Source organism: Spirosoma endbachense, assembly GCF_010233585.1.
GTDB lineage: Bacteria > Bacteroidota > Bacteroidia > Cytophagales > Spirosomataceae > Spirosoma > Spirosoma endbachense.
In genome coordinates, this window is sequence record NZ_CP045997.1 from 5,471,114 (window position 1) to 5,497,697 (window position 26,584).

Sequence of the window (26,584 nt, forward strand, 5' to 3'; positions counted from 1 at the left end):
GCGCTGTTCGCATATTTACCAAAATGTACTCTACCCGGTTTAAATCTGATTTAATCAGATAGGATATATGGAGAAGCGATTTCGACTGGCGCCACTTGGGCTGGAAGGTCATCTTGCAATCGCGGCTTGAACACAAAAATTATACGACAACAGCATAACCAAAATCTCTGTAGGCTATAAAAAAAGATAAGGTTCCCTGATCTTAGCAGAGAACCTTATACTGACTATTCCTAAACCCTTAACCTTTTCTACATGAAAAACTAACTTTTACCCTTTTCTGTTCCAAATACTCGACGAATTCAGTATTTAATTTAACTTACTGAACGTCAGAGTTTTCGCTAAGAGACTGATTCGCGTTCCAGAGGAAGTTGATCATCCGGGCCGTATGGTTGGCCTGGTTCATCCAGCGACTGGCTTCAGCATTGTTTTGCTTAACCAGTTGAGTATTGACTTGAGCGGCTGCTTCGTTAAACTTAGCACGGTCGGCGGGGCTGAGATTCAGCACAGCGGCCGGGCTTTGGTTGTAAAGCGAGATAACGCTCATAAAATTTTTCCAATTGGTGTTGCGCACCGACTTGGTAATGTGTTGTTCGTAATAAGAAGCAAATTGCTTTTCCGAACCATTAACAAGCAGGGCACTTGCCGGCTTGGTGGCTGCCGGGCTATCATCAGTGTTGGTGGTGGTAGCCGCGTCTGCCTGAGATGTCATCAATCCTAATCCAAGAATCAACGACGCAAAGATAACACGCGATTTCATTGTTTTGTTCTATTTTCGTTTCAATTAATCAACGCACAAATGTCCGTAGAAGTTCTGAAAGTGCAAAACATGTATAGGGGTCGATTCGGAATAATATTCCGAATTTACTATCGTTTAATTTTTAATTTATTGATATTGACTATTTAAATCTACTCAATACAAAATTATATTTGTATGTTTTGGTGCTTAATATATAGAAAATATTCTTTTGAAAAAATGCAAAATTCTTTAAAAATTTATACTATTGGTTGTAATTGTTCATAGCAAATTGTATTCCCATAGTACAAAAAGCAAGCACTGCATTGCCAGCACGGTCCAAATAGTCGGGTAATTGAATCATTTCGTCTTCAGGAAACTGCCCCAATACGAAGTCAACCTGCTTTCCTTTAGAGAAACTATTGCCTATTCCTACCCGTAAGCGGGCGTATTCCTGGGTAGTCAGTACCTCATCAATATTTCGCAATCCATTGTGGCCCCCCGGCGAACCTTTAGGTTTCAGTCGCAGCTTGCCAAAAGGCAGATCTTTATCATCAGTCACAACAAGAATATTCTCGACCGGAATATTTTCCTGTTTCATGTAGTAGAGTAACGCCCGCCCACTTAGGTTCATGTAGGTTGTCGGCTTTACGAAAAAGATTTGTTTTCCTTTGTGTTGCCATTTGGCCGTATAGGCCAGGCGAGTCATTGTAAAGTCAAAACCATGTTGGGCGGCCATCCGGTCCAGAACCATAAAGCCAGCATTATGCCGGGTTAGTGCATATTCAGGGCCAATGTTGCCAAGGCCAACGATCAAAAATTTAGTCATTCGTTAATAACCCGTAGGCTTCTATAGTATAACGCCCACAAAAATAGTGAGCTAAAACCAGTGAGGAACGACTGATGACTGCTAACTGAAGACTATTTTTACTCCATGAACCAACAACGCCTGATTCTTTCCAGTCCGCTGCTCGAAATCGTGATCAGCCGACTGGCGCAGCAACTAATCGAAAATCACCAGGATTTTGCCGATACTGTTATTTTGGGGATGCAGCCACGAGGTATCTATTTTGCCGAACGCGTCGGACGAGAGCTGAACCGGACACTGGGTTTTACTGTACCACTCGGTTATCTGGATGCAACTTTTTACCGGGATGATTTCCGTCGGCGCGATTCGCCATTGCAGCCTAATGCAACCCATGTGCCCTTTATTATTGAAGATAAACGCGTGATTCTGGTCGATGATGTACTGGCAACAGGCCGAATGGTACGGGCTGCCCTTGATGCGATGACCGCGTTTGGAAGGCCCCGAAAAGTAGAACTATTGGTTCTGATCGACCGGCGCTATAACCGCGATTTACCGATCAAACCCGACTATACCGGTAAACGTGTAAATACGCTTGAATCGCAACGTGTATTGGTCGAGTGGACTGAGCAAGGGGCCGATGCGGATCGGATTTGGCTGGTGGGCTGAATCGCTGTATCCAGTTAATAACAAGCTTTTGACACTTAGCTACTTATTTATGACATTTGAACAATATGTATGCTCCGGATTGGCGGGATTTTTGTAATTTCGCTGTCCGTAATTATACGTAATGAAACCTCTACAGAAACTACTTATACTTTTCTTCTGCTTTATACTTGCCAGTAACCATAAAGAGGCCAGCGCGCAGACCGTTTATACCGTTACCGGACTGGTTACAGATGCCCGTACGGGCGATCCTGTGCCGTTTGCCAGCGTCGCTCTTGTGGGCCGTCGGGTTGGATCGCTAACCGACGAACGGGGTCGATATACAATAAGCGCTAAGATCCTAACCGATTCGATCGCTGTTAGCTCTCTTGGTTACGTTACCCAGCGCCAATTTATTGATCGCGAACGAACAACGCAGGCTGTTGACATCAAACTGATATCGGGTGGTGCCTCGCTTCAGGAAGTAACCGTCCGTGCTGGCGAAAATCCGGCGTTTCGCGTTTTGCGGCAGGTGCGCAAAAATCGCGGCATCAACGATCGGAAGCGGCTGCTGGCCTACGAAAGTGATAATTACGTTAAAACACAGGTTGCTCTCAGCCATGTTTCGGACCGAATGCGCCGAAATCCGTTGATCAAGCGGATTAACGAATCGCTGAGCAAACATGACTCCATCATCGATAGCGAAGGGCATCGATTACTGCCGATTTTAGTTTCGGAGTCCGTATCGCGTTATTACTACCGGGATAGTCCTCAACGTAAACGCGAGGACGTGCGTAAAACCCGGATTAAAGGGGTGGCCGTCGATGATGCCGGACTGAGTTCGCAATTACTGGGTGGTACTAATCTGGTCAGCCAGAATTTCTATGACAACTATATTCCAATTTTAGGGAAGGATTTTGCTTCGCCCATTGGCGATAACTGGAAAAACTGGTACGAGTTTTTTCTGGCCGACACCACACAGATTGGTGATCATATCTGCTATGAAATTCAGTTTGACCCGAAGCGGCCCGAAGATCTTGTGTTTACAGGTAAGGCCTGGATCGACACAACGACGTTTGCATTATGCCAGATTGAAACACACATTGGAAACGGGGCTAACCTGAACTATGTTCGTAAACTGACCATTGAGCAGGAACTGGAGCCAACAATGGATACCACAACGGGTTCGTCGGGTATGGCTGGCTGGTTGCCTACTAAAATTCGACTGCTGGCCGATTTGACGGGCGTGGGGAAGCAATCGCTTGGTTTGCGGGCCGAGGTGACTCTACGGAGCAGCAACATAGTCGTCAATAAGCCGCATCCCATGTTGTTCTATGAGCAGCCTATTGAGCCGAGCGATACGGTAGCGACTGCCAATGAGGCCTACTGGCATGCCGTACAGGGGACCCTTGCCGGTGCTGATTCGCTCAATAAAGACGATCTGAAAGCCCGCGAGATAATCGATAAACTCAGAGCGGTACCAGCTGTGAAAACCGCCGAAGGGATCGGCCAGGTTCTCGTGACTGGATTTTATAAACTCGGCGGCATCGATTTAGGACCTTATCCATATCTGTTTGCTATTAACACCGTTGAGGGATTGCGGACAAGAATTGGGTTCAAAACAAACGATGACTTTAGCCGTAACTGGATTTTTCGGGCTTACCTCGCCTATGGTACCTACGATCGCCAGTTTAAGTACGGTGGGGAAGTCAATTATCTCTTTTCGCGTCAACACTGGACATTGGCGGGCGTTAAGGTTGCCAACGACCTGGAGCGTTTAGGGCTAACACCCGAACTAATCGGTGGAAATCGAATCTTCTATGCACTGAGCCGATTTGGCCGCTATCGGGGTGCTTACCGGAGTATGCAGAAAGAGTTGTTCTTTCGCACCGAACCTGTTCGGGGTATCTTACTGACTGCTACATTGGGTAGTCGGACGTTTGATCCTATTTTCCCGTTTCATTACCGCATTGATCCCGATATGGGTGACCTGTCGCCCCTAAAATCTACTATTTTCGATGCGTTCTGGTCGATTGAAGCCCGGTTGGCCCGAAAAGAAAAGTACATTATGGATGGGAATGACCGTATTACACTGGGAACAAAACGGGCTCCTGTTCTAACGATTCGATATACGAAAGGCCTTAAATCCTTAGGGGGCGATTTTAATTATGATCGACTCACCCTGCGGGCGCAGCAATCACTGCGGCTTGGGCCACTTGGCCGGATGACGTATTTACTGTCGGCTGGTTTTACGCCCTCAACGCTGCCTGCACCGCTCCTGTTTCCTCATATTGGCAACCCTACACCGCTGCTAACGAACAATACCTTCAACCGGATGCAGTTTTATGAATTCGTGAGCGATCGATTTGTTGCCATTCATATCCAGCATAAGTTTGAAGGATTACTGTTTAACCGGTTGCCGGGAATTCGGAAGCTCAACTGGCGATTGGTAGCCAATATCGATGCGCTATGGGGAAGTCAATCGAAGGAAAATCAGGATGTTGAGTCATTTAAGCCGCTGCCGGGCGGTATGAAGCCCATTCATTTTGGCACGCTCGATGGCGCTAAACCATATCTGGAAGTTGGCTACGGAATCGATAATATTTTTAAACTGATCCGTATTCAGGCCATTCACCGACTAACTTACCTCAATGGAGGCCCGAATGGAATACCCATCAGCCCATTTGCTTTAAAGGCTTCCGCTTCGTTTAATTTTTAATGGAATAAGCTGTGTTCGCGCCGACATTCGCGAAACACAGCTTATTTTCTTAGGTGTCAATTGACCCGGCCTATTCGTAAAAACACGGGGAACGTAACATCCCGTTCGGCTTCACCCCAGATCGGCTTCAACTGCTCGCCAAAATCGGTTACAGGATCTTCTTCATTTTCGTGAATATACTGCCGTACGGCCGACCATGTTCGCAGGTAGTTCAGGAAACGATCCAGCGACCACTTTCGATCGATTATAAATTCTTTGTGTTGCGCATTTGCAAAGGGGAAGGGAAGGGTTGCATACGAATTATCGATATGAACCCGCTGCGGGTCCCAGTAGGGGCCAATACGATTCCGGTAGAAATCAAGTAAGATTGGGTCAAGGTCAGGGCCGAGTTTAACCAGACCGTATCCCCATTCGGCGAGTGTCGCGCCGGGTTTAGAAACGCGCCGAACCTCCTGATGAAACGTATCGACCGAAAACCAGTGCAATGCCTGGGCTACGGTGATGAGGTCGAAGGACTGATCGGCAAAGGGCGTTTGTTCGGCCTGGCTAAGCTGGTAATGGATATTCGGCTTCTTCACGGCCAGCACTAATTGCGTTTCGCTGATGTCTGTTGCTTCTACCTGCTCAAAAAAATCAGCCAATACACCCGCTACCTGCCCGTTCCCGGTTGCACAATCCCAGGCCAGATGCCGATCGCCAACAGATGAGAGCACAAAATCATAGAGATCCTGAGGATAATCGATTCGAAACTGGGCATATAGATTGGCATGTCCCGAAAAGCGGTCAATGGGCATCATACTAATTTTGTTTTAACAAATTTTAAACGTTTTTCGAGAACAATTGTCCAAGGATTGGTTTAGTAGGAAAAACCGAAGCAAAATTGGGTTATAACCAGGAACCGTCTATTTTTGCGGGGTTGGTCTATAGCCGGTTATCAATTTGTTCCGTTCATTTATCGCTTACCCGATTCTCATGAAAAAATCGTTTGGATTTCTCTTTGCTGCGGCTGCCCTGGCCCTGGCTTCATTCGATGTCAATGCTCAGGCTCCGACCGCTGACATTCCAGCGGATATGAATGCCCTGATGAGCAAATATACGTGTATTGCCTGCCATCGCCCTAATCAAAAACTGGTTGGCCCTGCCTACGTAGATGTAGCTAAGAAGAAGTATTCTAACGAGGAAATCGTTAAACTGATCTACACGCCTGTACCGAGCCACTGGCCGGGTTACCCACCCATGGCTCCGATGACGCAGGTTCCTAAAGAAGATGCGCTGAAGCTGGCTACATGGATCAATTCACTCGACAAGACCCCCGCTAAAAAAGGCGGCAAAGGGAAAAGTAAGAAAGCCTAACACAAAAAAAGCACCGGTCTGAAACCCGGTGCTTTTTTTGCCTGATACGTGATCGTCCTATCCAAAAAATAGATAAGGTGACCTTATTGACACTGAGCGTAGGTGATCGTAAAAAAATTCTTCGGATTGCCAGTGTGGACAAACTGCGTCGTACGACCCTGCGCATCGAAAGTGTAGGTGTATTGTTGGGTGAACGTAAACGATTTTCCGGCGGCTGTCCAGTTGCGCACCCACTTATTGAGCAAATGCTTACTGGTAAGTGGAACGGCCGTGAAAACCGGAGACAACCAGGCAAATTGAGGCTGTTGGCTCCAGGGCAATCCATTTAATTTATCCGCCAGGTAATCCAGTACATAGTTGTCGCTTTCTGTATGCCCGTCGGAGTCGGTTATCACACCCTTTATTGAGACGGGGTCGCCATTGGCATCATACGAGTAACTGTAAAGAAGGACATCATTATCATCGGTGGTAATTCTTGCACCTGTTAATTGCCCGGCAGGATTAAATTCAAACAGTGCGCCATCCAGAATCACAAAGTCTAATAACCCATTTTTATAGTCCGTACTAATATCACCCGACGGATCGATAAGCTTTCCGTCGCTACCATACGTATATGTCCTTGTCTCTGTTTGTCCGTCATCGGTAACGGTGATTCCCACAATTCGGAGCTGATCATCGAAGGTGAATTTATAGTTTAGGTCAAGAAGAGTTGCTTTTATAGTTACTTCCTTGCAGAGCGTATTCGTAGATCCCTGGGCACCAGGATCATCGCTTTTTTTGCAACCGTCTAACCAAATGAACCCAATCAGGATAAAGCCAAGCGGCCATCTGACCGCACTATACATACGTTTCATAGCCTGTTCCGTTACGCCTGAAGAGCAAGGAATTGTTTCCTGATGTAAGCGTAACTATAGACAAAGCTACCTCATAATATGAACTACAAGTTGCCGATAACTAAATGATAAACAGGTGGTTGTGTTAAAATTTGATTAAAGCCTATGGATGCAGATGAGGCATTTTAAGCGTGAATAGAGCCTGAGACTTATTCATAAAACGCGTTTGTGGGCCTCTCGATTTTTAGTTGATCCAGGCTGATTGTTAGTGACTGTCCGTAAAGCTGTAGACCTGCTAATGTTCCTCTTCTGGATCGTATTAGACTGAGTACGATTTGGGTGCCACCGGCTAAAGGCATTGACTGCACTCTGATTCCCTTCGAGCCGGGTCAGTCGGGAAGCGAGTTGGCGAATTTCCTGCTGCAACGTTTTATTTTCCTTTTCGGCCTGTTCCATGCGCTGCAACAAGGCTTGTGTGGCACTTATGTTTAGCATCGAGAGGGCATCATAATCGACCACCCGAAAATCGTCGACTTCACGGCCATATACAAAGAGTTTATCCGTCGATTCGATCCCACTACCCGAAATACAGAAGGTTTTTTCATCAATAATTTGCCTGACTTCTTCCATGAATTCACCGCTCTGAGCATGAACCAGTTTTACTTTATCCCCTACTTTTAATCCATGCGTTTTTTCAAGTTTTAGCACGAAACCTGAAGGCAAAGCATCGACTCTGGCTACCGCGTAAATATCGGGTATAAAATCAGTTCGTTTCTGAACAGCTTGCGGATAAACACGCTCTACTTGCTGAGCAATTACTTTCTTCTGCGGGCCGTTTCCCTGTTTTACAACATCTTTGAAGGTATAGTTGGTCACGTCAATCTGACGGAGCGTTTCTAAGTCCCGTTGTTTATTTGACGAACCGACAATGTTTTTAATACGTGCATCTGAAGTAGTAACTGTTTGCGTTGAAACAAGGGTGTTGTTGGTAACGACATCATTTTCAACAAACAGTCCCATACGATAACCACTTCCTGAGGCAAGCACAGTTGAGGCTGTGTTGTAGTTGAAAAACCGGGCGGATGTTGTAAAATTATACAGAGCTGATCCTGCCACATGCAGCGGGGCTTTCGGTGAACTGGTTCCAATACCCAGAGTCGCAGATGTAGTAAAAATTCCATTGGCTCCAACCCAGGGTGATGCATCGCCTTTAGGCCCCTGTGGCCCGGCAACGCCTGCATCCCCTTTGGTGCCTTGGGGTCCGGCAGGTCCAGTAGGGCCCGGATCACCCTTTACGCCCTGAGGGCCAGCATCTCCTTTGGCACCTTGAGGACCAACATCTCCTTTAGGCCCTGCCGGACCTATTGCACCTGCGTCGCCTTTAACCCCCTGTGTACCCGCATCACCTTTGGGACCGGCGGGGCCAGGAGTGCCACTATTTACGGCGTACAGGGCAAAGGGAACACTTTGCAACTGACTAACGCCCATATTCTGGTAATTCGTGGAGCCATCAAAGGCCACATCAACGCCCAGAAACTTGAGACCGCTGTTCCAGGTAATGTCCTTAAAAGCTCCTTTTTCTGCGTTTCCTGCGCCTATTGTGAGCGTAAACAGACCAAAGGCGTTGGTTGAAGCTTCCTGCGACTCAGTGTACTGAACAGTGCCGGTGGGCGTACCATCAATGATCGACAGCCGGACTTTGATGGCTTTGCTTACCAGTACATCACCAGTGGCATTTCGAGCGACAGCCTGATAGCTGAAGCCCTGAGGTGGCTGTGCCTGGGCAACTACTGTTAGAAGCAGCCAGAACGAACAAAAAGTAATGGTTTTCATAGCAGAATAGTGTGGTTAGCGTTGTAATACAATTCGGGTAGACTGGTTAATCTGGGACGTCTGGACATGCAGCAGATATACGCCATCAGCGAAATCATGCAGGTCGATCAATAGCGGTTTGCCATCACTGCGGCCCTGCCATCGGGGGCGGCCCAGCACATCCGTTAGGGTTAGTATTGCAGCCTCGCCCTCAATCTGGAGATAGGCGCGGGTCGGATTAGGGAAGATGCGTAATGCTAAAACAGGCAAGGGGGCAATAGCCGTTATCACATTGACGACGTTGGCCTTAAACGACTGCTGGAAACCCTGTGACAGCGAACCATTCGCTCCGGAGAGCATGGTGGCTATGGGCTGCCCTACGGTGAATGCAAGACTATTGGTACTTACAGACGCAAATCCACCCGCTGAAGCAATCAGTTGAGGGCTAAGACTTTGTGCCTGAATGGCGTTAGCAAAGCCTAAAAGGAACAGGAATTTGAGACCAAAGCGATACATAGGCGTAAGCGTTAAGAACACGTATAGTCTGCTAGCTTACTTCTCGCCAAATGAATCGTTTTGAGTTGTCCGAGAAGTTATGTGCTTTTAATAGGCAACAGCATGTACAGGTAATTCTTTGATTTTTTTCAGCAGTTTAATTATTCGACGCCAATCGTTGACAAACCTTCTGCCGCACGCTGACCGAGTAATTTTAATCCGAATTTTCAAAATGTATATCCAGAACCTACTATCGTCGGCTTGGCACGATTCCAAAAACAATCGGAACGCTATCAGGGGTGTCGCTCGGCTCTGAGTGACTCCTCTGTCTATACAAAACTATTGCATAACTATAAATACGAATTACCGATAACTAAATGATAGTCAGTATATTGAATTAAAATTTGATTAATGGCCGAAACGTATTGATTGGGCTACTTCAGGCATACGAATAACCCCGCCATGTCGACATAGCGGGGTGAGAATTACTGATTAGTCAGTTGTATCAGACAGAAGTTGAGGGAATGCGTAAGGTAGCTTGACGGTTAGCCCTAATTACTCGTTAGCAGCCACAATCAGGCTTCGTTGCCGAACGGCTTCATACAGGACCACGCCAGTTGCCACCGATACATTCAGCGAACCAACTGCACCCAGGAGGGGAATTTTGACATGATTATCGGCCATGCGCAACAGTTCGGGCGAGATGCCGTCTTCTTCTGATCCCATAATGATCGCTAACGGGCCCGTTAAATCGGTACTGCGTTCATAAAGATCGCGACTCGATTTTTCCGTACAAGCGACTACCGTAATGCCCGATTCCTGCAAATATTTTACGGTCTCCGATAGCTCTGGCTCGCGACAGACAGAAATGTGGTTAAGCGCACCCGATGACGTTTTCATGGCATCGGAGTTGATTGCTGCTGCTCCGCGACCAGGAATCACAATGCATTGAATACCCGTACACTCGGCCGTTCGTGCGATAGCACCAAAGTTCCGAACGTCGGTAATCCGGTCGAGAAGTAGAAAAAAGGGCGTTTCGCCCCGCTCATAGACATCGGCAATGACATTAGACAATTTAACGTACTGAACCTGAGAGATAAGGCAAACGACACCCTGGTGGTTTTTTCGGGTCAGCCGGTCAAGCCGTTCGACGGGAACACGCTGGATGGTAACTCGTTTTTGAAAGGCCAGATTCTGGATGTCAGGATTACTTAATCCCTTTTCCATGTATAGTTTATCAATCTGCTGATCGGACTTGAGTGTCTCGATCACAGACTGAATGCCGAACACCATTTCGTCAGGCTCCGGGCGGAATTGAGGTCTTGAATTGTTATTTCGGGTATGATTCGGGCGATTTACTCGCGGATTGCGCCGGTTCTCCATGCTTCGACAATCGGGTACCAAATCGGCTGATACTCAATGTAGCGCACCAGTTCGTAATGATCCTCGACAAATTGATTCGGTTTCTTCGTAAAGGTAAAATTAACTTCCGAGACGTTAGCCCGGCGATTGTAAACCCATACTTCGCGCTCGCGGTTCCGTTGCACACGATCGGGCGCACCCAGTACGATGTAAATCATACCTTTATCGGTCTTCCAGCCTTCTTTATAACTCGTAAATAGTCGGTTCGCTTCTTCAACGCGATCGAAATACGCTTTAAGTGTTTTCCGGGCTACCTCCTCATTGCCCGACATCAGACTTAGCCAGTAGCGATCAAACGCTTTTTTTGTATCCTGAGCCTGGTTGAGTTCCCCAATCTCGGTGCTGGTACTCATATACAGCACCGGCTTAATGAGCTTTTCGGGGCGAGTCATTTTCGGAAAGCGTTTATCGGCTACAACAAGACCAATGCCCGACTCGGCCGTTGTATCTTCCACAAAATAATAAAGACCTTCGCGGGGAATGATAAACGGTTGGTTTGTGGTGATGGTCAGGCTTGAATCGACAGTTAATGATTTAGGAGTTGGTTTCGCTGAAGTATTCATCGGCGACGAAGCTGCGTCGAAGTCATGGCGGTAGCGGAAACCGAACAGTGGTTTGCTGGTACCGTTTACATCACGAATAATAATAGTATCGCCAACGTTGGCGTAATTCCGTAATTGCGGTTTCTTGCCGGTTTTATCAAATAGCGAGAACCGGTCGCTTAGCTTAGCTGCTTTAAAGCGTAATGATAGGTCATTACGCGCTTTTGTGCCGGTATTGGTTTCCGTAATTTCCGTTAACAAAACAGCGTTAGCTGCCTCTTTTGGCCGTTTTACCTCAAATGTGAGCGTCAGATAATCGCCTTCGACACTAACGTTTTGTGTCGTCAGCTGAATATTCCCATACCCTAACCGTTCGCGGTTGTTGTAGTCGGGATACATGACATAAGCGATCTGAAAATGCTCAATAAAATCAGTCGGATTTAAAACAGGCTCACCTTTGGGCGTCTTTGCGGTCAGGTTCATGAAGACCTGAACGGCCGTTGTATCGGTAGCCAGAAATTTCCCTTTAATGGATGTAACGACCCACTCACCAACCTGTTTGGGCCCCGAGTTTGGAGTTGTACCAGGTGTAGTGGCCGGACCATCGTTTATTTTAACCGGTGCAGCGGTGGCTGGTGCTGCCGGACGGGAATCCCCCTGAGTCGAATTGCGACGGGCTTCAGTACGAGCCTCATATGCAGCAGTTGCCCGGTCTTGCTGCGTTTTTTTACTGGTTGAGCAGGCCGACAGAAATGTAATAAGCAGTAAAGCAGACAGAATACGCATAAACAATAATAATCTTGCGTGTTTCGGATAGAAAATTCTTGAGATAAGGGCTTTTTACTGCCCGCTATAGAATGGCTCGAAATCGTTCGATTGGCATCTTATATAGCGTAAAGCAAAAAGCCTGTCGTTAATAACGAAAAAATAGCAGCGTTTGGGTTACGGAGACCGTTCATTTTTCTTTACTTCACTACAAAAGACTAATTTTGTCGATTGAATTGCAAACAAAGACGTTGGATAGAAGACATTAGATACTGGATTTACTAGTTATCGAACAGCCTGATGCCCCCAATTCCAGTCCAGTGTCCTGAAACGATATGTACAAAACCACCGAAATTACCTCCGCCGAAATCGCATCCGACAATCCGGTTCACCAGCGATTGTTGTTCCCGTACGTTGAAGCGGCTACCCTAGTGAGCGGTAAAGTGCTCGAAATCGGTTGTGGCTGGGGCCGGGGTCTTGAATTGCTTACCAATGCCGCTGATCACTACACGGGTATCGATAAAAATACGGAGCTGATCGCTGCGCTTAGTGCAGAATATCCATCCTCAACATTTATCGCTGCCAATATTCCGCCCCTCACGGGCGCTAATGGCCTACCGCTTCCTGACAATACGTTCGATTACATTGTAACGTTTCAGGTAATTGAACATATCGAAAATGACGATTTGTTTATCCGGGAGGCCCATCGCGTTCTGAAACCCGGCGGTAAGCTGCTGCTGACAACCGTCAATAAAACGTTCTCGCTGACCCGCAATCCCTGGCATATTCGGGAATATTACGCGGATGGATTAAGAAATCTCATTGGTCGATACTTTCCAAAAGTCGATGCCAAGGGCGTTCACGGAAACGGCAAAGTAATGACCTATTATGAGCAGAATAAAGCATCCGTAAAAAAACTGACTCGTTTCGATATTTTTAATTTACAATACAAATTACCGCGTCGGCTTTTGCAGGTTCCTTACGACCTGATGAATCGGCTAAACCGTAACCGGCTCCTCAAAGCCGACGGTATTGCGGCCGAAATCAACTATACTGATTATCTCGTCAGTACAGACCCTGCCGGAAGTCTCGACTTCTTTTATATCGCAACGAAGTAAAAAACGAGCCGTTTTTCGGTTTTACAGCTCTAGCTAAACAGCCTGAAGTATTGACTCACGAAGTCCTTTTATAGGATATGAGTCAATACATCAGGCTGTTGTTTGACAAGAACTCAATCTGGGCAGGCTATTCATGGCGGCTACTTTCACTCATCTATTTTTTCGGTCGTTTACAGCCAATTTAAACCTATAAGGTTTCAAAAACCGCATCGGCGGCCCGGCTTATAGGTTTGTATCAACCCCATTCATGACTATTCCGTATAAAATAGATATTAGAAGAGCACTAGGCATTTTTTTTCTGAGACTTGTTGGCCAATGGCCAGGTGCGTACAGGTAGGGCTTTAACTCAGGAAATCTTGGCCTGATGAGGGTATTCAGCGTTGGAAAACCGCTTTATTTAGCGTGAGCGAAGCCGATAAGCCTCACGACAGGGCTCTGAGTACATACCTTTACTTAGAATAAAGTGCCGTTGCAGGCCAGAGCGGGAAGCGTTTAATGGGGTACTATCTAGCAAGGTAATTTTATGACCTTTGACATTTGGGGTTATGTTTTTGCCGGAATGGTTGCATCCATTTTACTGCTGAACATTATCCAATGGATTACGTACAGAACGCGCATTTATGGGTTATACACCCTGTATATGCTGGCGTGGTTTTTACGAGTGCAGACGTTTGGCGATTGGCTTCCAATACAGGCATCATATTTTGTACGAGCTACGTCATCGATGATTGCCTTTTACATTTATTTTGACTTTGGAGATGCCTTTCTCAACATTCGGCAACGGTTACCTTCACTGTACAGGTTGTTTGAATATATTAAAAAATGCCTTCTGGTTTATATTGGTTTTCAGGCTGTTATATGCTTCGTGCTAGCTGATTGGCACCCCGCTATTTATGAGGCTGCTTTTTCGATCATACGGGCTCTTCTGGCGATGGCTGGCTTTTACGCCATCTATGAACTGCTGAAATTGAAGGATATCGTTTCTCGTTATTTTGTAGCCGGAACGCTGTTCATCCAGATCGGTTCGCTCATTAGCCAGGCATTCTCATTGATCAAACCCGTTGATGATCTTACGGGACCGTTCTGGACCATTTCGCTGGCCTATTTGCAGCTTGGTGTTGTATTGGAATTGATCTGTTTTTCGCTGGGACTGAGCTATGGACAACGCCAGATAGCTATTCGGCATGCCGTTATGGAGCAGGAACTGGCTCGTGAGCGTGAACAACGTCGTCGCGAACACCTCGAAGCCGAGTTGTCGGTCCAGCGCCTGGAGCAGGAAAACACGGAAGTCCATATCCGGGCCTTGCAGGTACAGGTAAATCCACATTTTCTGTTCAACAGCCTGAATGTCCTTGATTCGCTTATCGACGATGACCCGGAGCAGGCTCGTGTCTTTCTGGAAGAATTGAGCACGGTTTATCGCTACCTCCTTCGTTCCAATAAGGAGCAACTGACCGATCTGGCCAGTGAACTGGCGTTTATTCAGTCATATTTTAACTTACTCAAAACCCGACACGGTAGCGGATTGCAACTCTCGGTACAGGTTGATGAAGTGTATCAGACTTACCAGCTCCCTCCATTGACACTCCAATTACTGGTCGAAAATGCCGTAAAACACAATATCGTACTGCCCGATCAGCCACTCGTTATCGTAATTGCTACTGACAAACAGGCTCAACTTTCGGTGCGCAATAACATTCAGCGTAAAACAATACGCGTAGCCTCCAATGGTGTAGGGCTGAGCAATATTCTTGCTAAATACCAGATGCTTGGCCAACCGGTGCCGATTATTCAGGAAGCAGATGGGCAGTTTGTGGTCACCCTGTCGTTGATCAGTTCGTTGGAGTTACGGTCACAATAATTGATTTTGACGTTGGTGTATGGCTCTTTTCGGCTACTGAATCGATCGGGATCAATACGTTAGTTTCGGGAAAGTAAGCCGCTGTGCAGCCACGTGGAATGTTGTAGGGAACAACGATAAAACGATGAGCTGTCCGCTGTTGACCGCCATAATGACTGTTCAGATCCACAACCTGTTTTTCCTGTAAACCTAAGTTGGCAATATCGTCGGAATTCATAAAGAGTACCCGCCGTTCGTTATAAATGCCCCGGTAACGGTCGTCGTTGCCGTATACGGTCGTATTGAACTGGTCATGGCTGCGCACGGTCATCAACAGCAGTTCGCCGGGTTGTAGCTCGTGCTGCGTGGGTGTATTGATCGTGAAATGCGCTTTACCGTCTTTTGTCTTAAACGTCCGGACTCGTGGCCCATTTGGAATATAAAAACCACCCGGTTTGCGAACCTGCTCGTTATACTTGTCGAAACCTGGAATGGTCTGCTCGATGAGGTCGCGAATGCGGTCATAATTGGCCGCAAGGCCGTCCCAATCTATGGTTGATTTGCCGTTTAGTGTTGCTTTCGCCAATTCGGCCACAATCGCTACTTCGCTTTTTAGATGGGTCGAAATCGGATCAAGCACCCCGTGCGACTGCGCTACCACCCCGGTTGTACTCTCACAGCTAATAAATTGCTCGCCGGTTGCCTGCATATCGCGGTCGGTGCGACCAAGGCAGGGAAGAATCAGGGCCGTTTCGCCATGAATCAAGTGACTGCGGTTCAGCTTAGTTGAAACATGAACCGTTAGCTTACATTTTTTCAGGGCTTCGGCCGTATAGTTAGTGTCTGATACGGCCATCGAGAAGTTTCCGCCCATACCAAAAAATACTTTTGCTTTTCCTTCATGCATGGCCTGAACAGCGGCAACCGTATCATACCCATCTTGACGAGGTGGTTCAAAGTTGAAAACCCGCTTTAGCGAGTCTAAAAATTCGGGTTTGGGCTTTTCCCAAATACCCATCGTACGGTCGCCCTGAACATTACTATGGCCCCGAATCGGGCTGGCACCACCGCCTTCGATACCAATGCTACCCTTCAATAACAGCAAGTTAATTACCTCATTGATCGTATCGACAGCGTTGCGATGCTGGGTCAGCCCCATTGCCCAGCAGATGATCAGCTTTGGCGTATATTTGAATAAATCGACCGCTTCCTGAATCTGACTGACGGATAGGCCACACTGGGCGGCCAACTCGTTCAAATTGAACTGATCCAGACTCTTGATGAACGCGTCATAGCCCGCCGTATACTGATTAATAAAATTCTGATCCAGTACTTTTCCGGGTGCCGCTTTCTCTTCTTCCAGCAGAATTTTGCACATGGCCTTCATCAGGGCGAGATCGGAGTTGATGCGTACCTGAAGGAACAGATCGGTTAATTTTTCTCCGCCAAATAGCACATCCCGAACGCTTTGCGGGTATTTGAACGCTAACAGACCTGCCTCATGCAACGGATTGACGGCGATGATTTTGCATCCGTTTCGTTTTGCCTGTTCCAGCGGGGTGAGCATCCGGGGGGCATTGGTGCCCGGATTCTGGCCGATTATCATAATGACATCGGCCTTCTCATAATCCTCGTATTTGACCGATGCCTTTCCCAGACCAAGTGTTTCGGCCAGGGCTACACTGGTCGATTCGTGGCACATGTTCGAACAGTCGGGCATATTGTTGGTGCCAAACATCCGAACAAATAACTGGTAGAGAAATGCTGCTTCGTTGCTGGTGCGGCCCGATGTATAGAAAATAGCTTCGTCGGGAGAATCGAGCGCATTGAGCTGATTACCAATTAGCTGAAAAGCATCTGTCCAGCTAACTGGGGTATAATGAGTCGCTCCCGGACGGAGAATCAAGGGCTGGGTTAATCGGCCCTGTTGCCCCAGCCAGAGGTCATTTTTTTCGAGCAACTCATTCACCGAGTACCGTTGAAACAGCACAGGCGAGGCCGTATGTTTGGTCATTACCTCATCGGCAACCGCTTTGGCGCCACTTTCGCAATACTCGGCCACGCTGGACCGCTGACCGTCGGGGTCGGGCCAGGCGCAGGATGGGCAATCGAATCCATCCTTCTGGTTCAGGTTAACAAGGGCTTTCCAGCCGCGAGCCAACCCTGTGCCATGCAGAATATGTTCAAACGATTTAACGACAGCCGGTATGCCTGCCGCTTCCGTATAAGGTTTTCCGATTTCGAGATCACCGGTGAGGTCTTCGGGGGGCGTGTTCTGGTTCATATTAGGAGGCAACTAACCCAATTTTTACGGAATGCTGATGCGCTTCGTTACTGTTAGAAAAATAGCAGCATGACACACCCATCGCTTCAATCTTATCGACAAGAGCCAGTGTCTGAGGCTGTTTTTTAGGGTGAATCCGCCGGATATATACACAACGAATCTGCGCCGGAAAATGCCTTACGATCGACTCATAAATTACCGGGTCCTGCTGCGAATCATCTCCCAGTAAAATAAACTGTTGAACCGGATATGTTTCAATAATTCGAACAATTCGTTCAAATTTTGTCAGGTGTTTGGTTTTGCCAGTTTGTAAAACCTGCGCTAATTGCTTTAGCTGGCTCAATAGATAAACTCCTTCGGGCAGGCCGTTTTTTCGGGAAAACTCCAGAATGTAATCGTACAGATTCCATTCACTGCTCGACACATAAAAAAATGGGTTTGTGACGCCAGGGCCACTAGCGGCTTCACTTAATAATTGATAATGAGCAACAACTCCCTCAAAAGGCTCCCGGCTGTGTGCATTTTCGGTCAGAAGTACCATCAACCGCTTGGTGATGGTGGCTGAATGTGAAATCAGAAACGTATCGTCGATGTCGGAGATACAGATGAAACGGGTAGGATGTGGAATCAGAACTTTGCCATCACCTTCGGCCAGGACTGTTTCGGGCGAAATCATTTGTGACAGCAATTCTGCCCGAACTGAGTGCCAGCCGGGCGATAGTGGTTGCTGCAAGGGCAGGTCGAGCCTGAAATAGCCATCGGGATCCGTTTGTGTCTGGGCCGTCTGCTCACCATAATGAACCCGAATGGTTGCCCTGGGATATGGTTTTACCAGAAATAACCGGATGACTGCCAGGAGATTTACCAGCGGGCTATCCCTGAATTTTTTTCGGGGGATGGCACTCCGCCGAAATACCTGGCCGTGAATCATTAACTTGTGATCATTACCGAAACCACGATAAATCTTCACAATGGGTTGATCGGATAGCCGGAGCCAGGTTAAGAATTGCCGATTTATCTTACCCTTCAGGCTTAAATTTTGTTTACTACTTACTGGATGTCGCTTCCTGTTCATAACGTATCAGTGATACACGCCACATATAACCTGTAATCTGCTCAGAAGTTGGTCTTTTTATTCGCAATTAATCCAGTTTCTGGTGGCAAAGCCAAAACGGACTGGGAAACTGGTATTAATAATTACTTCACGAATTCATCCCACGATGCTGAGCTTTTATACCTCGATGGCAAAACCGATGAAGACAGATTACGTCAGAAACTTAATCAGCTAAAGCCTGATCGTGTGGTTGCAGTGGGTGGCGACGGGACGATTAAATTCGTGGCCGAACAATTACTGGGAACAACAATTCCGCTGGGCGTTTTGCCCGCGGGATCGGCCAATGGAATGGCCCGTGAGCTTGGTATTCCGCCCAATATTGAAGGGGGCCTCAATGTACTCATTAACGGAGTGCTGAAACCGACCGACGTTATTGCCGTGAACGGTGATATCTGTCTGCATCTGGCTGATATCGGCCTGAATGCCCAATTGGTTAAACATTATCAGCAATATAATCTTCGCGGCAAGCTCGGCTACCTTCGTGGGGTTGTAAATGTATTGCAAAAACGCCGATTGCTTCGGGTTGAAATTAACCTCGGCGATGAATGTATTTCGCGGGCGGCTTTCATGATTGTGCTGGCCAATGCACGCATGTATGGTACGGGAGCCGTTATTAATCCCGATGGCGACCCCTTCGATGGGCAGTTTGAGGTCGTCATTTTTCGACGTTTATCCTTCTGGGAAATCCTGAAATTGTTCTGGCGGTATCAGCCTTTCGATCCGAAAAAGATTGAAATCTTACCGGCTACATCCATAACCATTGCAACCCATCGAAAAGCCTATTTTCAGATCGATGGTGAGTACATTGGCCGGATAACCGAACTGAAAGCTGAAATCCGGCCGGGCGTGCTGACGTTGATTGTACCGGAATAAAAACGTTAGCGTAATAAGTTCAGGCCTAATAGCACGATGCTGCTGGGCTTAAACTTACTATGCTATACACGGCATTTTGTAGCCAATCAAATCATTGGCTTTACTTTTCCGCCAGCTGGACTTCGGCCTGCTTCTGCGCTATGTTATTATTTAGCCGGGGAATGGTTTTTAAATAGTCATAGATGGCTGCTATTTCACGGTCGCTTAATGAGGGGCGGGGCACCATAGGATAGCGAAATACGCTTCCATCGGGCCGAACACCGGTTTTTACGGCTCGAATAAACTGTTCTTTCGTGTATTTTTTGCCAATTCCGGTCTGCTCATCGAACGTCAGATTGGCTGAAAATATCGTTTTTCCTGCCTCATCGGTAAATTTGCTGCCTCCGGCAAAATACCCCTTCGTACGTTCTGGATGTACCTTATCGAGGTCTAAATAATCGGCCGAGTGACAGCCATAACAATCGGCAACGGCTGTTGCTACATAGCGGCCAACAGCCACCGGTTTTGTACTGTCGGGCATCGGGATGGAGTGGTTCGGAAAATCGCCCGGTTGAAGGATTGTCCAGGCCAACATTTTGGCTACAAAACTATATTCAGCAGGCGGAGCTTCCGTTTTAGAGGCTTGTACCGGAAACCGGTCTGACCGCAACCAGGCCACCACTGATTTCATATCTTCGTCGGCCATCAGGTTGTACTGAGGCATGAAAGCAGTTGTACCATTAGGCCGGATTCCTGTTCGTAAAAAATAGATAAGCTGGCCGTCTGTCCAGTTGCCTATGCCTTTTTCCTTGTCCTTGGTGATATTGCGTGAATAAACCTTCCCGAAAATAGCGGGTAACTCATCCAGTCGTTTGCCGGTCAGACGATTGTTATTATCAGCGTGGCAACTAATGCATTGCAAATGGGCGATAACTTCCCCACGCTGAATCCTGGCTTCTGTCGATTCGACCTGAATGGTGGGCGCAACGGGTGGATCATAAGTGCGGGGTGGGGTTATCGCGACGTATGCGCAGAAACCAGCAACCAGGAGCAGGACCAAACCGAATCCCTGCCCGATTCGTTTAAAAATTTTTTTAGCCGTTTTCACAAGATGTCAATCGTATTGTTCGATGCCGGAGCAGTTGTTTACTGCCCGAAATTCATGACCGAGACTCGTTGGACAAGTGCTATTTAGGGTGAAACGACACGAAAGGCTGACAAAACGAAAAAAATCTACCTTAAAACGGACGCATAAATCAGTGTCTGAGATAGGTACAGTGGTGATGTGGTGTCGGTTTCTCAAAACCGACACAGCGGAGTGTCCTCGAAGAGGCCAGGTTTAGAACCTGACCTCACGTCAATACTTGCTAAATGGAGTCGAAGAGGGTAACCATCTCCGCAATTTGACGGATTGAATCACACAGCAACGAGTCAATGCTTAATAGAAAAGATAAAAAATCGATCGAGTTCCTATGCCGATAAAAAATGCACCTTTGCGTGACAGATTAGGCATTTGTGTGCCTAGTCAATGATTCAGCAAGGGAAATCCCTACAGATTTATAGGCCCGTATTTTGACTTTTTCGACTTGAAGCGCGGAGAATGCAGTACACTTTTGCTTTGTTAATTGGATTCGTGCTAAATCCTGAAATGACCCACCTTTTTATAGTTATCAGAAAGTTAACACCATGAAAGTCAGAATTGTACTTAGTTTGATTGGGGCAATGGCTACCTTATATGCTTGTAATACGAAGCAAACGCCCACACCCATTGTAGGAACCTGGGAGTTAGTTTCGGCAACGACTACAGAAAAAGATACAACGTTTTCTACGTTTGACCCGAAGCACAAAATGATTAAAATCATTAATGCGACGCACTTCGCTTTCTTAAATCACGCTATAAGTCCAGGTAAAGATTCTACGGCTGGTGAGTTCACTGCTGGAGGAGGGAAATATACATTAGTCGACAGTGTTTACACGGAGCATTTAGAGTACTTTAGTGATAAAGCATGGGAAAATAATAAATTCCAGTTTGTGGTAAAAATTGCCGGGGATACGCTGGTTCAAAAAGGCGTTGAAAAGGTTGATAAACTTGGTATTGATCGCATTATTATTGAAAAATATAAACGAGTTACGGACTAACGTCGTCAATCGCAGGCGACGATAATAGGTCTGATCATCAGTGGCTTAGGACGTGCTGTTCGGCAATTATAGCCGGATCTGGTCAGGGAGCGCAAAACGTAACACACTTATTCACGAACTAATGGAAGCCGGTAGGAGAGACCTTACCGGCTTATTTGTTTAAATGGTCAACCATTGAGATTCGAACCTGCTACTGCCGAACCACAATCGGCCTCTCTTCCTTGAGCCACGGGGCATCGAATCACGGCTCAAACGTAGACTAAGCGCTCTAATGGCAGTCATGTTATAATGTCTTGATAATCAACAATATTTGCTGCTAATAGTACGCAAATTTTCATTAGAAAAATCGCAGAAAAATTTGCGTAGTTAAATGGCTACGCTTATATTTGTAGTCAAATAGCTACGCAATGAATTTAAGACGAGATGTATTCCAGGCCATAGCAGACCCGACAAGAAGGGCTATCCTTTTGTTGGTTGCTTCGCAATCCATGACAGCAGGCGCAATAGCCTCAAACTTTGACACGGCAAGACCGACAGTGTCAAAACACCTGCAAATTCTTACTGAGTGCGAATTGCTCGAACAAGAGCAAAACGGCAGAGAAATTTACTATCACTTTAATCCGAAAAAGATAAAAGAAATAGCAGATTTTATTGAGCCATTCCAAAAGATGTGGGATGATCGGTTTAATAAACTGGAAGCAGTAATGGGAAAATACAAAACGAAAGAATAGAATACTATGGCGAGAAAAACAAAAATAGATGCCGAAGATGGCAAACAGGAAATAGTAATTACAAGGGAATTTAATTTACCATTGGAATTACTATTTAGAGCGTATGTTGAGCCCGAAATTGTCGAGCAATGGATGGGGACAAAAGTGCTGAAACTTGACAATAAAAAGCACGGAAGCTGGCAATTTGAAACAACCGATGCGCAGGGAAACATAGTATTTCGCGCTAATGGGGTGATCCACGAGTTTAGCCCGAACCAGAAAATCACGCGGACATTCGAAATGGAGAATACGCCTTTTCCTGCTCAACTTGAATTTCTGGAATTCGAAAAACTCACTGACGATACCAGCAAACTCACGATACATGTTGTCTATAAAACGGTCGCACTCAGAGACCAACTACTGCAATTACCCTTTGCTCAAGGCATAAATATGGCTCATAACCGATTACAGGACGTTGTAAGCAACTTAACAATAACACAGAATGACAAAGAGAAATAAAATCATCTATTGGATTTCCACCCTCTGGCTTGCCTTGGGAATGACATCAACCGGACTAGTGCAGTTATTAAAAATGGATGAGGAAGTAGATAAAATGACGCATTTAGGCTACCCTATCTATTTTTTGCCAATAATCGGTGTCTGGAAAATTTTGGGCGTTGTGGCCGTGCTTATTCCTAAATTCGCTTTACTCAAGGAATGGGCTTATGCTGGGTTTTTCTTTAGCATGTCGGGAGCGTTATTTTCACATATCATCTCGGGGAATTCCATGAATAAACTATTCCCCCCGTTGTTATTGCTAACCCTGACGGTAGTGTCGTGGTATTTCAGACCTGCGGATCGGAAAATCACCCCAGTTTATCAATAAATGGATGAACGATTTCTATAATTAATTTGAAATCATTTCAGACTAATTGCATAATTATTTGAACAACAAAGGTGAAATTATGAACGACATTAATAGCAATCAAATGGAGTTATCAGAAGAACAATGTGAAGAACTAATCAGCACGTTGAAAGCCCGATTCGAAAAAAACATGAACCGGCATAAAGGTCTTGAATGGGCTAACGTTCAGGCAAAGCTGGAAGCTACTAGTGAAAAACTGTGGTCGCTCAATGAAATGGAAAGAACTGGCGGTGAACCGGATGTTGTTGGTCTTGATAAAAAGACAGGCGAATACATTTTTTACGATTGTTCAGCCGAAACTCCTAAGGGTCGCCGAAGTGTGTGTTACGATCATGAAGCACTGGAGGCAAGAAAAGAACATAAACCAGAAGATAGCGCGATCAATATGGCCGCCGATATGGGCATTGAGCTTTTAACGGAAGAGCAATACCGGGAGTTACAGAAACTGGGCAATTTCGATTTGAAGACGTCGAGCTGGGTGGTAACACCTGCGGATATTAGAAAACTCGGTGGCGCATTATTTTGTGATCGACGCTACGGCAATGTGTTCCTGTATCACAACGGTGCAGAATCTTACTATGCTGCCAGAGCGTTCCGTGGATCGCTACGGGTGTAAATTTTGCAACTCAATAACAAAGGCAAAATGAATCATGAGGTTGATTTTTATTTTAGTAAAGCCCAAACGTGGCAGAAAGAACGGGAGCAATTGAGAGAGCTTGTTCTTGACTGTGGGCTAATCGAAGTAGTGAAGTGGGGATCACCTTGTTACACGTTTCAGAAAAGTAACATCGTTTTAATACATGTGTTTAAGGGATATTGTGCGCTTCTGTTTTTCAAAGGGGCTTTGTTACAGAATGCCGATGGTATTTTAGTCCAGCAATCGGAGAATGTGCAGGCGGGGCGCCAGATCCGGTTCACCAATGTTCGGGAAATAGTTCAGCTGAAACCCCTCTTGAAAGCCTATATTTATGAGGCCATTGAAGTGGAAAAAGCGGGTTTGACGGTGAAATTTAAAAAGAGTGCTGAATTCGCAATTGCCGAAGAATTTCAAAATAAACTGGCAACAAATCCTGCCTTGAAAACTGCTTTTGATGCATTGACGCCAGGACGTCAACGAGCATATCTGCTTTATTTTTCGCAGGCCAAACAAGCCCAAACCCGAGAGTCAAGAGTTGAAAAATGCATGCCGCAAATTCTCAATGGAAAAGGCTTAAATGATGAGTAATTCGATGAGGAAATAAGTGAATCGGACTTTAAATTACCGTAGTTCTTGATCCTTGTATTCGATAGTAAAGCAGCTGATGTGGTGTCGGTTTTGAGAAACCGACACCACATCAGCTGCTTTACTATCGGCATGAGTCATCTAACCTGATATCACAAGCTGGCATTTTCGTTTTTCGTCTCATTTTTATAGTCGTTTATCTGACTCAGCAGATCCATGGATTTGATTAACGGGTCCCATTCTTTGCCAGAAAAAATTAATCTGAACCATTTTTTTTCGCTATTCGCATAGTTGATATTACGGAAAAGCCAAACGGCGAGAAATGCGAAACTACCCGTTATAATAGCCTGAATCAGGTACAATACAATATTGCCATTTTTCCACATGCTTTCAGTCCAATAAAACGTAGTCCACACCGGAAGCTGAAGAAAAAGGAAGCGCGTAACCCAAATTGTTGATGATTTTAGTTGGGCTATTTTCTCCTGAACGGCTACAATCGGCTCATTTATATCGACAAGCTGGATGAGGATTAGCTGATAGGCGTAAATTCCAATGGCCAGTTTAGTAAGAAGCACCTGAATGCCTGCTGAAATGAGAAAAAATGGACTGGCGATAGTAAACAGATTGATCAGTAAAACATCAACAACTCCAACCCATAAAATGCCAACGATTATGGTAAAGATTTTCATTGGCTTCATCGAGGCTAAAAATGACTGAATTTTGATGCTGGTTATAGCTTCCAGGTTTTTTCTGTTTAGCAGCAGGTTTTCTTCCAGTTTTTTATCGTAAGATTTCCAGAGGGCTACAAGGTCTCTATCTTCCATGTTCGTTATGCTTTTATGGTTGAAAATTTGCGCTTTAGTTGTTCTTTAATTCGACTGATTTTTGTGGCTACATTCGATGAAGAAAGCCCCAGAATTTCGGCGATCTGCTGATGACTCCTTTCTTCCAGATAGAGGAGCATCAGGGCCCTATCCAACTCGTTGAGTTCGCCTAAAAATCGCTGTAATAAGTCGATATTACCTTCAGTGTCATCCGGCTCGGCTTCGTTGAGCGTTAGCAAGCTATCATCTGACATGGGTAGTGCAATCGCCTGCCTGCGGGTATCCTTTCGATAAAAGGATATGGCTACGTTCAGCGCTACCCGATAAATCCAGGTTGAGTGCTTAAACTGTTCGTTATACTGGTCAAAAGACTGCCATAACTGCACTATAATTTCCTGTACCAGGTCTTTTCGATTCTCTCCATCTTTGCAATAGGCGTTGGCAACCTTGTAAATAATGCCTTTGTTGGTTTCTATGACCGAAAGAAACCGGTCCTGTTTAGCCAAGATCATTCGCTTTGTGGATTCGTTTCTTCATCTTTTTTTCTCGTCTGAGCTGGAGACACCCGCCCTTCAGGTCAACTTATTGATTACTCATATCGGATTTCTACCTTAATTATTCGCATGAAGGTTAATTATATCACAGTCAGGATGAAAATAATCTATATCAGGCGTATAGTCAGACAGATAGATTCCAGAAAAGCACTCAGTTTTATCGACTAAATACCAAGCCAAACCGACTACGATTCAGGACAAATGAGCCTTCCTTTGTGTGAGACAATTAACGGTATCAGGCAATGAGCGCATTAGAAGAAATTCAATTCGTTGAACAAAGGCTACGTGAAGCAATGCTTAACAGCGACATCAAGGAACTTGACGCTCTTTTATCGGATGAGCTTCTGGTTACTGGCCCAGACGGCAAACTGGTCGGTAAGGCCGATGATCTGGCAGCTCACCGTACCGGTATAGTTCGTATAAAGGCCATGGTGCCTCAGGAGATAATAGTAAAAATCTTGCCGGAAGCAGCTGTTGTCTTTGCGCTAATGGCCATGCAAGGCTTCATTCAGGATCAGGCTTTCGAAGGTCTTTACCGCTATACTCGCGTTTGGAGTAAGCAGACTGGTAACTGGCAAATTATTGCTGCCCATATCAGCGCTGCCAGCTAGTTTATTTAACTTGTGCGTATGTAATTGATAGAGCTACGAAAATCTGGAAAGCGTTGAAAGGCCTAAATTCATAACTTGCTAGCCAGCGCATGAGAGCAATCCTGAATAATAAAGATAATGAGTATGAAAAAAGGTAAGAAAATCCTCATTACTATCTCGATGGTAATCATTTGGATAGTTACGTTTGGTATACTCATTAACGCGCCTGGCCTCAGAGGGAGAGTAGCCATCGCGTCAACGGGTTTGCTGGTAAATAGCCTGCTGGCG

At 46.0% G+C, this 26,584-nt stretch carries 26 protein-coding genes; 13 read left to right on the forward strand and 13 right to left on the reverse strand.

The genetic code is table 11. The features are described from left to right. Positions 1–316 precede the first annotated feature (316 nt). Both GJR95_RS22020 and pth read right to left on the reverse strand, forming a co-directional pair. A complete protein-coding gene (locus tag GJR95_RS22020; RefSeq protein ID WP_162387906.1) occupies positions 317–757 on the reverse strand; it encodes a hypothetical protein in 441 nt (146 codons plus the stop codon). A 241-nt stretch (positions 758–998) separates the two neighbouring features. Next, complete coding sequence (pth, locus tag GJR95_RS22025) at positions 999–1,562, reverse strand: aminoacyl-tRNA hydrolase (protein WP_162387907.1); 564 nt, start codon at positions 1,560–1,562, stop codon at positions 999–1,001. Between the two features lie 105 nt (positions 1,563–1,667). On the opposite strand from pth, the gene pyrR reads away from it, so the two are divergent. Together pyrR and GJR95_RS22035 are read left to right on the forward strand one after the other, a co-directional pair. Beyond that, positions 1,668–2,207, forward strand: coding sequence for a bifunctional pyr operon transcriptional regulator/uracil phosphoribosyltransferase PyrR (gene pyrR, locus GJR95_RS22030; protein ID WP_162387908.1), 540 nt, complete (start codon positions 1,668–1,670; stop codon positions 2,205–2,207). Between the two features lie 121 nt (positions 2,208–2,328). Continuing rightward, a complete protein-coding gene (locus GJR95_RS22035) occupies positions 2,329–4,902 on the forward strand; it encodes a DUF5686 family protein (RefSeq protein ID WP_162387909.1) in 2,574 nt (857 codons plus the stop codon). A gap of 56 nt (positions 4,903–4,958) precedes the next feature. On the opposite strand, the gene GJR95_RS22040 is transcribed toward GJR95_RS22035, so the two are convergent. Further along, positions 4,959–5,699 (reverse strand): class I SAM-dependent methyltransferase, encoded by a 741-nt coding sequence (locus GJR95_RS22040; protein ID WP_162387910.1) that lies wholly within the window; start codon positions 5,697–5,699, stop codon positions 4,959–4,961. Between the two features lie 175 nt (positions 5,700–5,874). Here GJR95_RS22040 and GJR95_RS22045 point away from each other — a divergent pair, with 175 nt between their 5' ends. Continuing rightward, complete coding sequence (locus tag GJR95_RS22045) at positions 5,875–6,255, forward strand: c-type cytochrome (RefSeq protein ID WP_162387911.1); 381 nt, start codon at positions 5,875–5,877, stop codon at positions 6,253–6,255. 83 nt (positions 6,256–6,338) lie between these two features. On the opposite strand, the gene GJR95_RS22050 is transcribed toward GJR95_RS22045, so the two are convergent. The 5 genes from GJR95_RS22050 to GJR95_RS22070 all read right to left on the reverse strand — a co-directional run bounded on the left by GJR95_RS22050 (position 6,339) and on the right by GJR95_RS22070 (position 12,145). After that, positions 6,339–7,109, reverse strand: a complete 771-nt coding sequence (locus tag GJR95_RS22050) for a hypothetical protein (RefSeq protein WP_162387912.1) — start codon at positions 7,107–7,109, stop codon at positions 6,339–6,341. A 192-nt stretch (positions 7,110–7,301) separates the two neighbouring features. Continuing rightward, entirely contained in the window at positions 7,302–8,921 is a 1,620-nt protein-coding gene (locus GJR95_RS22055) for a tail fiber domain-containing protein (protein ID WP_162387913.1), read from the reverse strand. Between the two features lie 15 nt (positions 8,922–8,936). Beyond that, positions 8,937–9,416 (reverse strand): T9SS type A sorting domain-containing protein, encoded by a 480-nt coding sequence (locus tag GJR95_RS22060; protein WP_162387914.1) that lies wholly within the window; start codon positions 9,414–9,416, stop codon positions 8,937–8,939. Positions 9,417–9,950: 534 nt separating this feature from the next. Next, positions 9,951–10,778 (reverse strand): 23S rRNA (guanosine(2251)-2'-O)-methyltransferase RlmB, encoded by an 828-nt coding sequence (gene rlmB / locus GJR95_RS22065; protein ID WP_162387915.1) that lies wholly within the window; start codon positions 10,776–10,778, stop codon positions 9,951–9,953. After that, positions 10,751–12,145, reverse strand: a complete 1,395-nt coding sequence (locus GJR95_RS22070; protein WP_162387916.1) for a GWxTD domain-containing protein — start codon at positions 12,143–12,145, stop codon at positions 10,751–10,753. The genes rlmB and GJR95_RS22070 overlap by 28 nt, the downstream gene beginning before the upstream one ends. A 314-nt stretch (positions 12,146–12,459) precedes the next feature. On the opposite strand from GJR95_RS22070, the gene GJR95_RS22075 reads away from it, so the two are divergent. Both GJR95_RS22075 and GJR95_RS22080 read left to right on the forward strand, forming a co-directional pair. After that, positions 12,460–13,242 carry a class I SAM-dependent methyltransferase gene (locus GJR95_RS22075; protein WP_162387917.1) on the forward strand — a complete coding sequence of 261 codons (783 nt, stop codon included), beginning with the start codon at positions 12,460–12,462 and terminating at the stop codon, positions 13,240–13,242. Positions 13,243–13,765: 523 nt separating this feature from the next. Further along, positions 13,766–15,103, forward strand: a complete 1,338-nt coding sequence (locus GJR95_RS22080; protein ID WP_162387918.1) for a sensor histidine kinase — start codon at positions 13,766–13,768, stop codon at positions 15,101–15,103. Here GJR95_RS22080 and GJR95_RS22085 read toward each other — a convergent pair. Together GJR95_RS22085 and GJR95_RS22090 are read right to left on the reverse strand one after the other, a co-directional pair. Further along, the gene (locus GJR95_RS22085) at positions 15,075–17,366 is read right to left on the reverse strand and encodes an FdhF/YdeP family oxidoreductase (protein WP_162387919.1); all 2,292 of its coding nucleotides are present in this window, start codon (positions 17,364–17,366) and stop codon (positions 15,075–15,077) included. The genes GJR95_RS22080 and GJR95_RS22085 overlap by 29 nt on opposite strands. 1 nt (position 17,367) lies before the next feature. Continuing rightward, positions 17,368–18,441 carry an App1 family protein gene (locus GJR95_RS22090; RefSeq protein ID WP_162387920.1) on the reverse strand — a complete coding sequence of 358 codons (1,074 nt, stop codon included), beginning with the start codon at positions 18,439–18,441 and terminating at the stop codon, positions 17,368–17,370. Positions 18,442–18,489: 48 nt separating this feature from the next. Between GJR95_RS22090 and GJR95_RS22095 the strand changes: the two genes are divergently transcribed. After that, positions 18,490–19,353 carry a diacylglycerol/lipid kinase family protein gene (locus GJR95_RS22095; protein WP_162387921.1) on the forward strand — a complete coding sequence of 288 codons (864 nt, stop codon included), beginning with the start codon at positions 18,490–18,492 and terminating at the stop codon, positions 19,351–19,353. A gap of 100 nt (positions 19,354–19,453) precedes the next feature. Here GJR95_RS22095 and GJR95_RS22100 read toward each other — a convergent pair whose 3' ends face one another. Further along, the gene (locus tag GJR95_RS22100; RefSeq protein ID WP_162387922.1) at positions 19,454–20,440 is read right to left on the reverse strand and encodes a c-type cytochrome; all 987 of its coding nucleotides are present in this window, start codon (positions 20,438–20,440) and stop codon (positions 19,454–19,456) included. A gap of 578 nt (positions 20,441–21,018) precedes the next feature. Between GJR95_RS22100 and GJR95_RS22105 the strand changes: the two genes are divergently transcribed. The 6 genes from GJR95_RS22105 (at position 21,019) to GJR95_RS22130 (ending at position 24,331) form a co-directional block, all read left to right on the forward strand. Continuing rightward, positions 21,019–21,471: a hypothetical protein gene (locus GJR95_RS22105; RefSeq protein ID WP_162387923.1), complete on the forward strand. Its 453-nt coding sequence runs from the start codon at positions 21,019–21,021 to the stop codon at positions 21,469–21,471. Between the two features lie 407 nt (positions 21,472–21,878). Next, positions 21,879–22,202, forward strand: coding sequence for an ArsR/SmtB family transcription factor (locus tag GJR95_RS22110; RefSeq protein ID WP_162387924.1), 324 nt, complete (start codon positions 21,879–21,881; stop codon positions 22,200–22,202). A 6-nt stretch (positions 22,203–22,208) separates the two neighbouring features. Beyond that, a complete protein-coding gene (locus tag GJR95_RS22115; protein WP_162387925.1) occupies positions 22,209–22,700 on the forward strand; it encodes an SRPBCC family protein in 492 nt (163 codons plus the stop codon). Beyond that, positions 22,684–23,067: a DoxX family protein gene (locus GJR95_RS22120; protein WP_162387926.1), complete on the forward strand. Its 384-nt coding sequence runs from the start codon at positions 22,684–22,686 to the stop codon at positions 23,065–23,067. The genes GJR95_RS22115 and GJR95_RS22120 overlap by 17 nt, the downstream gene beginning before the upstream one ends. Before the next feature lie 79 nt (positions 23,068–23,146). Beyond that, positions 23,147–23,722 (forward strand): DUF4256 domain-containing protein, encoded by a 576-nt coding sequence (locus GJR95_RS22125; protein ID WP_162387927.1) that lies wholly within the window; start codon positions 23,147–23,149, stop codon positions 23,720–23,722. Positions 23,723–23,749: 27 nt separating this feature from the next. Next, entirely contained in the window at positions 23,750–24,331 is a 582-nt protein-coding gene (locus GJR95_RS22130; protein ID WP_162387928.1) for a YdeI/OmpD-associated family protein, read from the forward strand. Positions 24,332–24,480: 149 nt separating this feature from the next. On the opposite strand, the gene GJR95_RS22135 is transcribed toward GJR95_RS22130, so the two are convergent. Next, positions 24,481–25,152: a hypothetical protein gene (locus GJR95_RS22135; protein WP_162387929.1), complete on the reverse strand. Its 672-nt coding sequence runs from the start codon at positions 25,150–25,152 to the stop codon at positions 24,481–24,483. 5 nt (positions 25,153–25,157) lie between these two features. Further along, complete coding sequence (locus tag GJR95_RS22140) at positions 25,158–25,664, reverse strand: RNA polymerase sigma factor (protein WP_162387930.1); 507 nt, start codon at positions 25,662–25,664, stop codon at positions 25,158–25,160. Positions 25,665–25,948: 284 nt separating this feature from the next. On the opposite strand from GJR95_RS22140, the gene GJR95_RS22145 reads away from it, so the two are divergent. Further along, positions 25,949–26,317: a nuclear transport factor 2 family protein gene (locus tag GJR95_RS22145; RefSeq protein ID WP_162387931.1), complete on the forward strand. Its 369-nt coding sequence runs from the start codon at positions 25,949–25,951 to the stop codon at positions 26,315–26,317. Positions 26,318–26,584: the final 267 nt, after the last annotated feature.

Coding starts and splice junctions, on each gene's coding strand:
- GJR95_RS22020 (WP_162387906.1), bottom strand. CDS start 757: ATGAAATCGCGTGTTATCTTTGCGTCGTTGATTCTTGGATTAGGATTG.
- pth (WP_162387907.1), bottom strand. CDS start 1,562: ATGACTAAATTTTTGATCGTTGGCCTTGGCAACATTGGCCCTGAATAT.
- pyrR (WP_162387908.1), top strand. CDS start 1,668: ATGAACCAACAACGCCTGATTCTTTCCAGTCCGCTGCTCGAAATCGTG.
- GJR95_RS22035 (WP_162387909.1), top strand. CDS start 2,329: ATGAAACCTCTACAGAAACTACTTATACTTTTCTTCTGCTTTATACTT.
- GJR95_RS22040 (WP_162387910.1), bottom strand. CDS start 5,699: ATGATGCCCATTGACCGCTTTTCGGGACATGCCAATCTATATGCCCAG.
- GJR95_RS22045 (WP_162387911.1), top strand. CDS start 5,875: ATGAAAAAATCGTTTGGATTTCTCTTTGCTGCGGCTGCCCTGGCCCTG.
- GJR95_RS22050 (WP_162387912.1), bottom strand. CDS start 7,109: ATGAAACGTATGTATAGTGCGGTCAGATGGCCGCTTGGCTTTATCCTG.
- GJR95_RS22055 (WP_162387913.1), bottom strand. CDS start 8,921: ATGAAAACCATTACTTTTTGTTCGTTCTGGCTGCTTCTAACAGTAGTT.
- GJR95_RS22060 (WP_162387914.1), bottom strand. CDS start 9,416: ATGTATCGCTTTGGTCTCAAATTCCTGTTCCTTTTAGGCTTTGCTAAC.
- rlmB (WP_162387915.1), bottom strand. CDS start 10,778: ATGGAGAACCGGCGCAATCCGCGAGTAAATCGCCCGAATCATACCCGA.
- GJR95_RS22070 (WP_162387916.1), bottom strand. CDS start 12,145: ATGCGTATTCTGTCTGCTTTACTGCTTATTACATTTCTGTCGGCCTGC.
- GJR95_RS22075 (WP_162387917.1), top strand. CDS start 12,460: ATGTACAAAACCACCGAAATTACCTCCGCCGAAATCGCATCCGACAAT.
- GJR95_RS22080 (WP_162387918.1), top strand. CDS start 13,766: ATGACCTTTGACATTTGGGGTTATGTTTTTGCCGGAATGGTTGCATCC.
- GJR95_RS22085 (WP_162387919.1), bottom strand. CDS start 17,366: ATGAACCAGAACACGCCCCCCGAAGACCTCACCGGTGATCTCGAAATC.
- GJR95_RS22090 (WP_162387920.1), bottom strand. CDS start 18,441: ATGAACAGGAAGCGACATCCAGTAAGTAGTAAACAAAATTTAAGCCTG.
- GJR95_RS22105 (WP_162387923.1), top strand. CDS start 21,019: ATGAAAGTCAGAATTGTACTTAGTTTGATTGGGGCAATGGCTACCTTA.
- GJR95_RS22110 (WP_162387924.1), top strand. CDS start 21,879: ATGAATTTAAGACGAGATGTATTCCAGGCCATAGCAGACCCGACAAGA.
- GJR95_RS22115 (WP_162387925.1), top strand. CDS start 22,209: ATGGCGAGAAAAACAAAAATAGATGCCGAAGATGGCAAACAGGAAATA.
- GJR95_RS22120 (WP_162387926.1), top strand. CDS start 22,684: ATGACAAAGAGAAATAAAATCATCTATTGGATTTCCACCCTCTGGCTT.
- GJR95_RS22125 (WP_162387927.1), top strand. CDS start 23,147: ATGAACGACATTAATAGCAATCAAATGGAGTTATCAGAAGAACAATGT.
- GJR95_RS22130 (WP_162387928.1), top strand. CDS start 23,750: ATGAATCATGAGGTTGATTTTTATTTTAGTAAAGCCCAAACGTGGCAG.
- GJR95_RS22135 (WP_162387929.1), bottom strand. CDS start 25,152: ATGGAAGATAGAGACCTTGTAGCCCTCTGGAAATCTTACGATAAAAAA.
- GJR95_RS22140 (WP_162387930.1), bottom strand. CDS start 25,664: ATGATCTTGGCTAAACAGGACCGGTTTCTTTCGGTCATAGAAACCAAC.
- GJR95_RS22145 (WP_162387931.1), top strand. CDS start 25,949: ATGAGCGCATTAGAAGAAATTCAATTCGTTGAACAAAGGCTACGTGAA.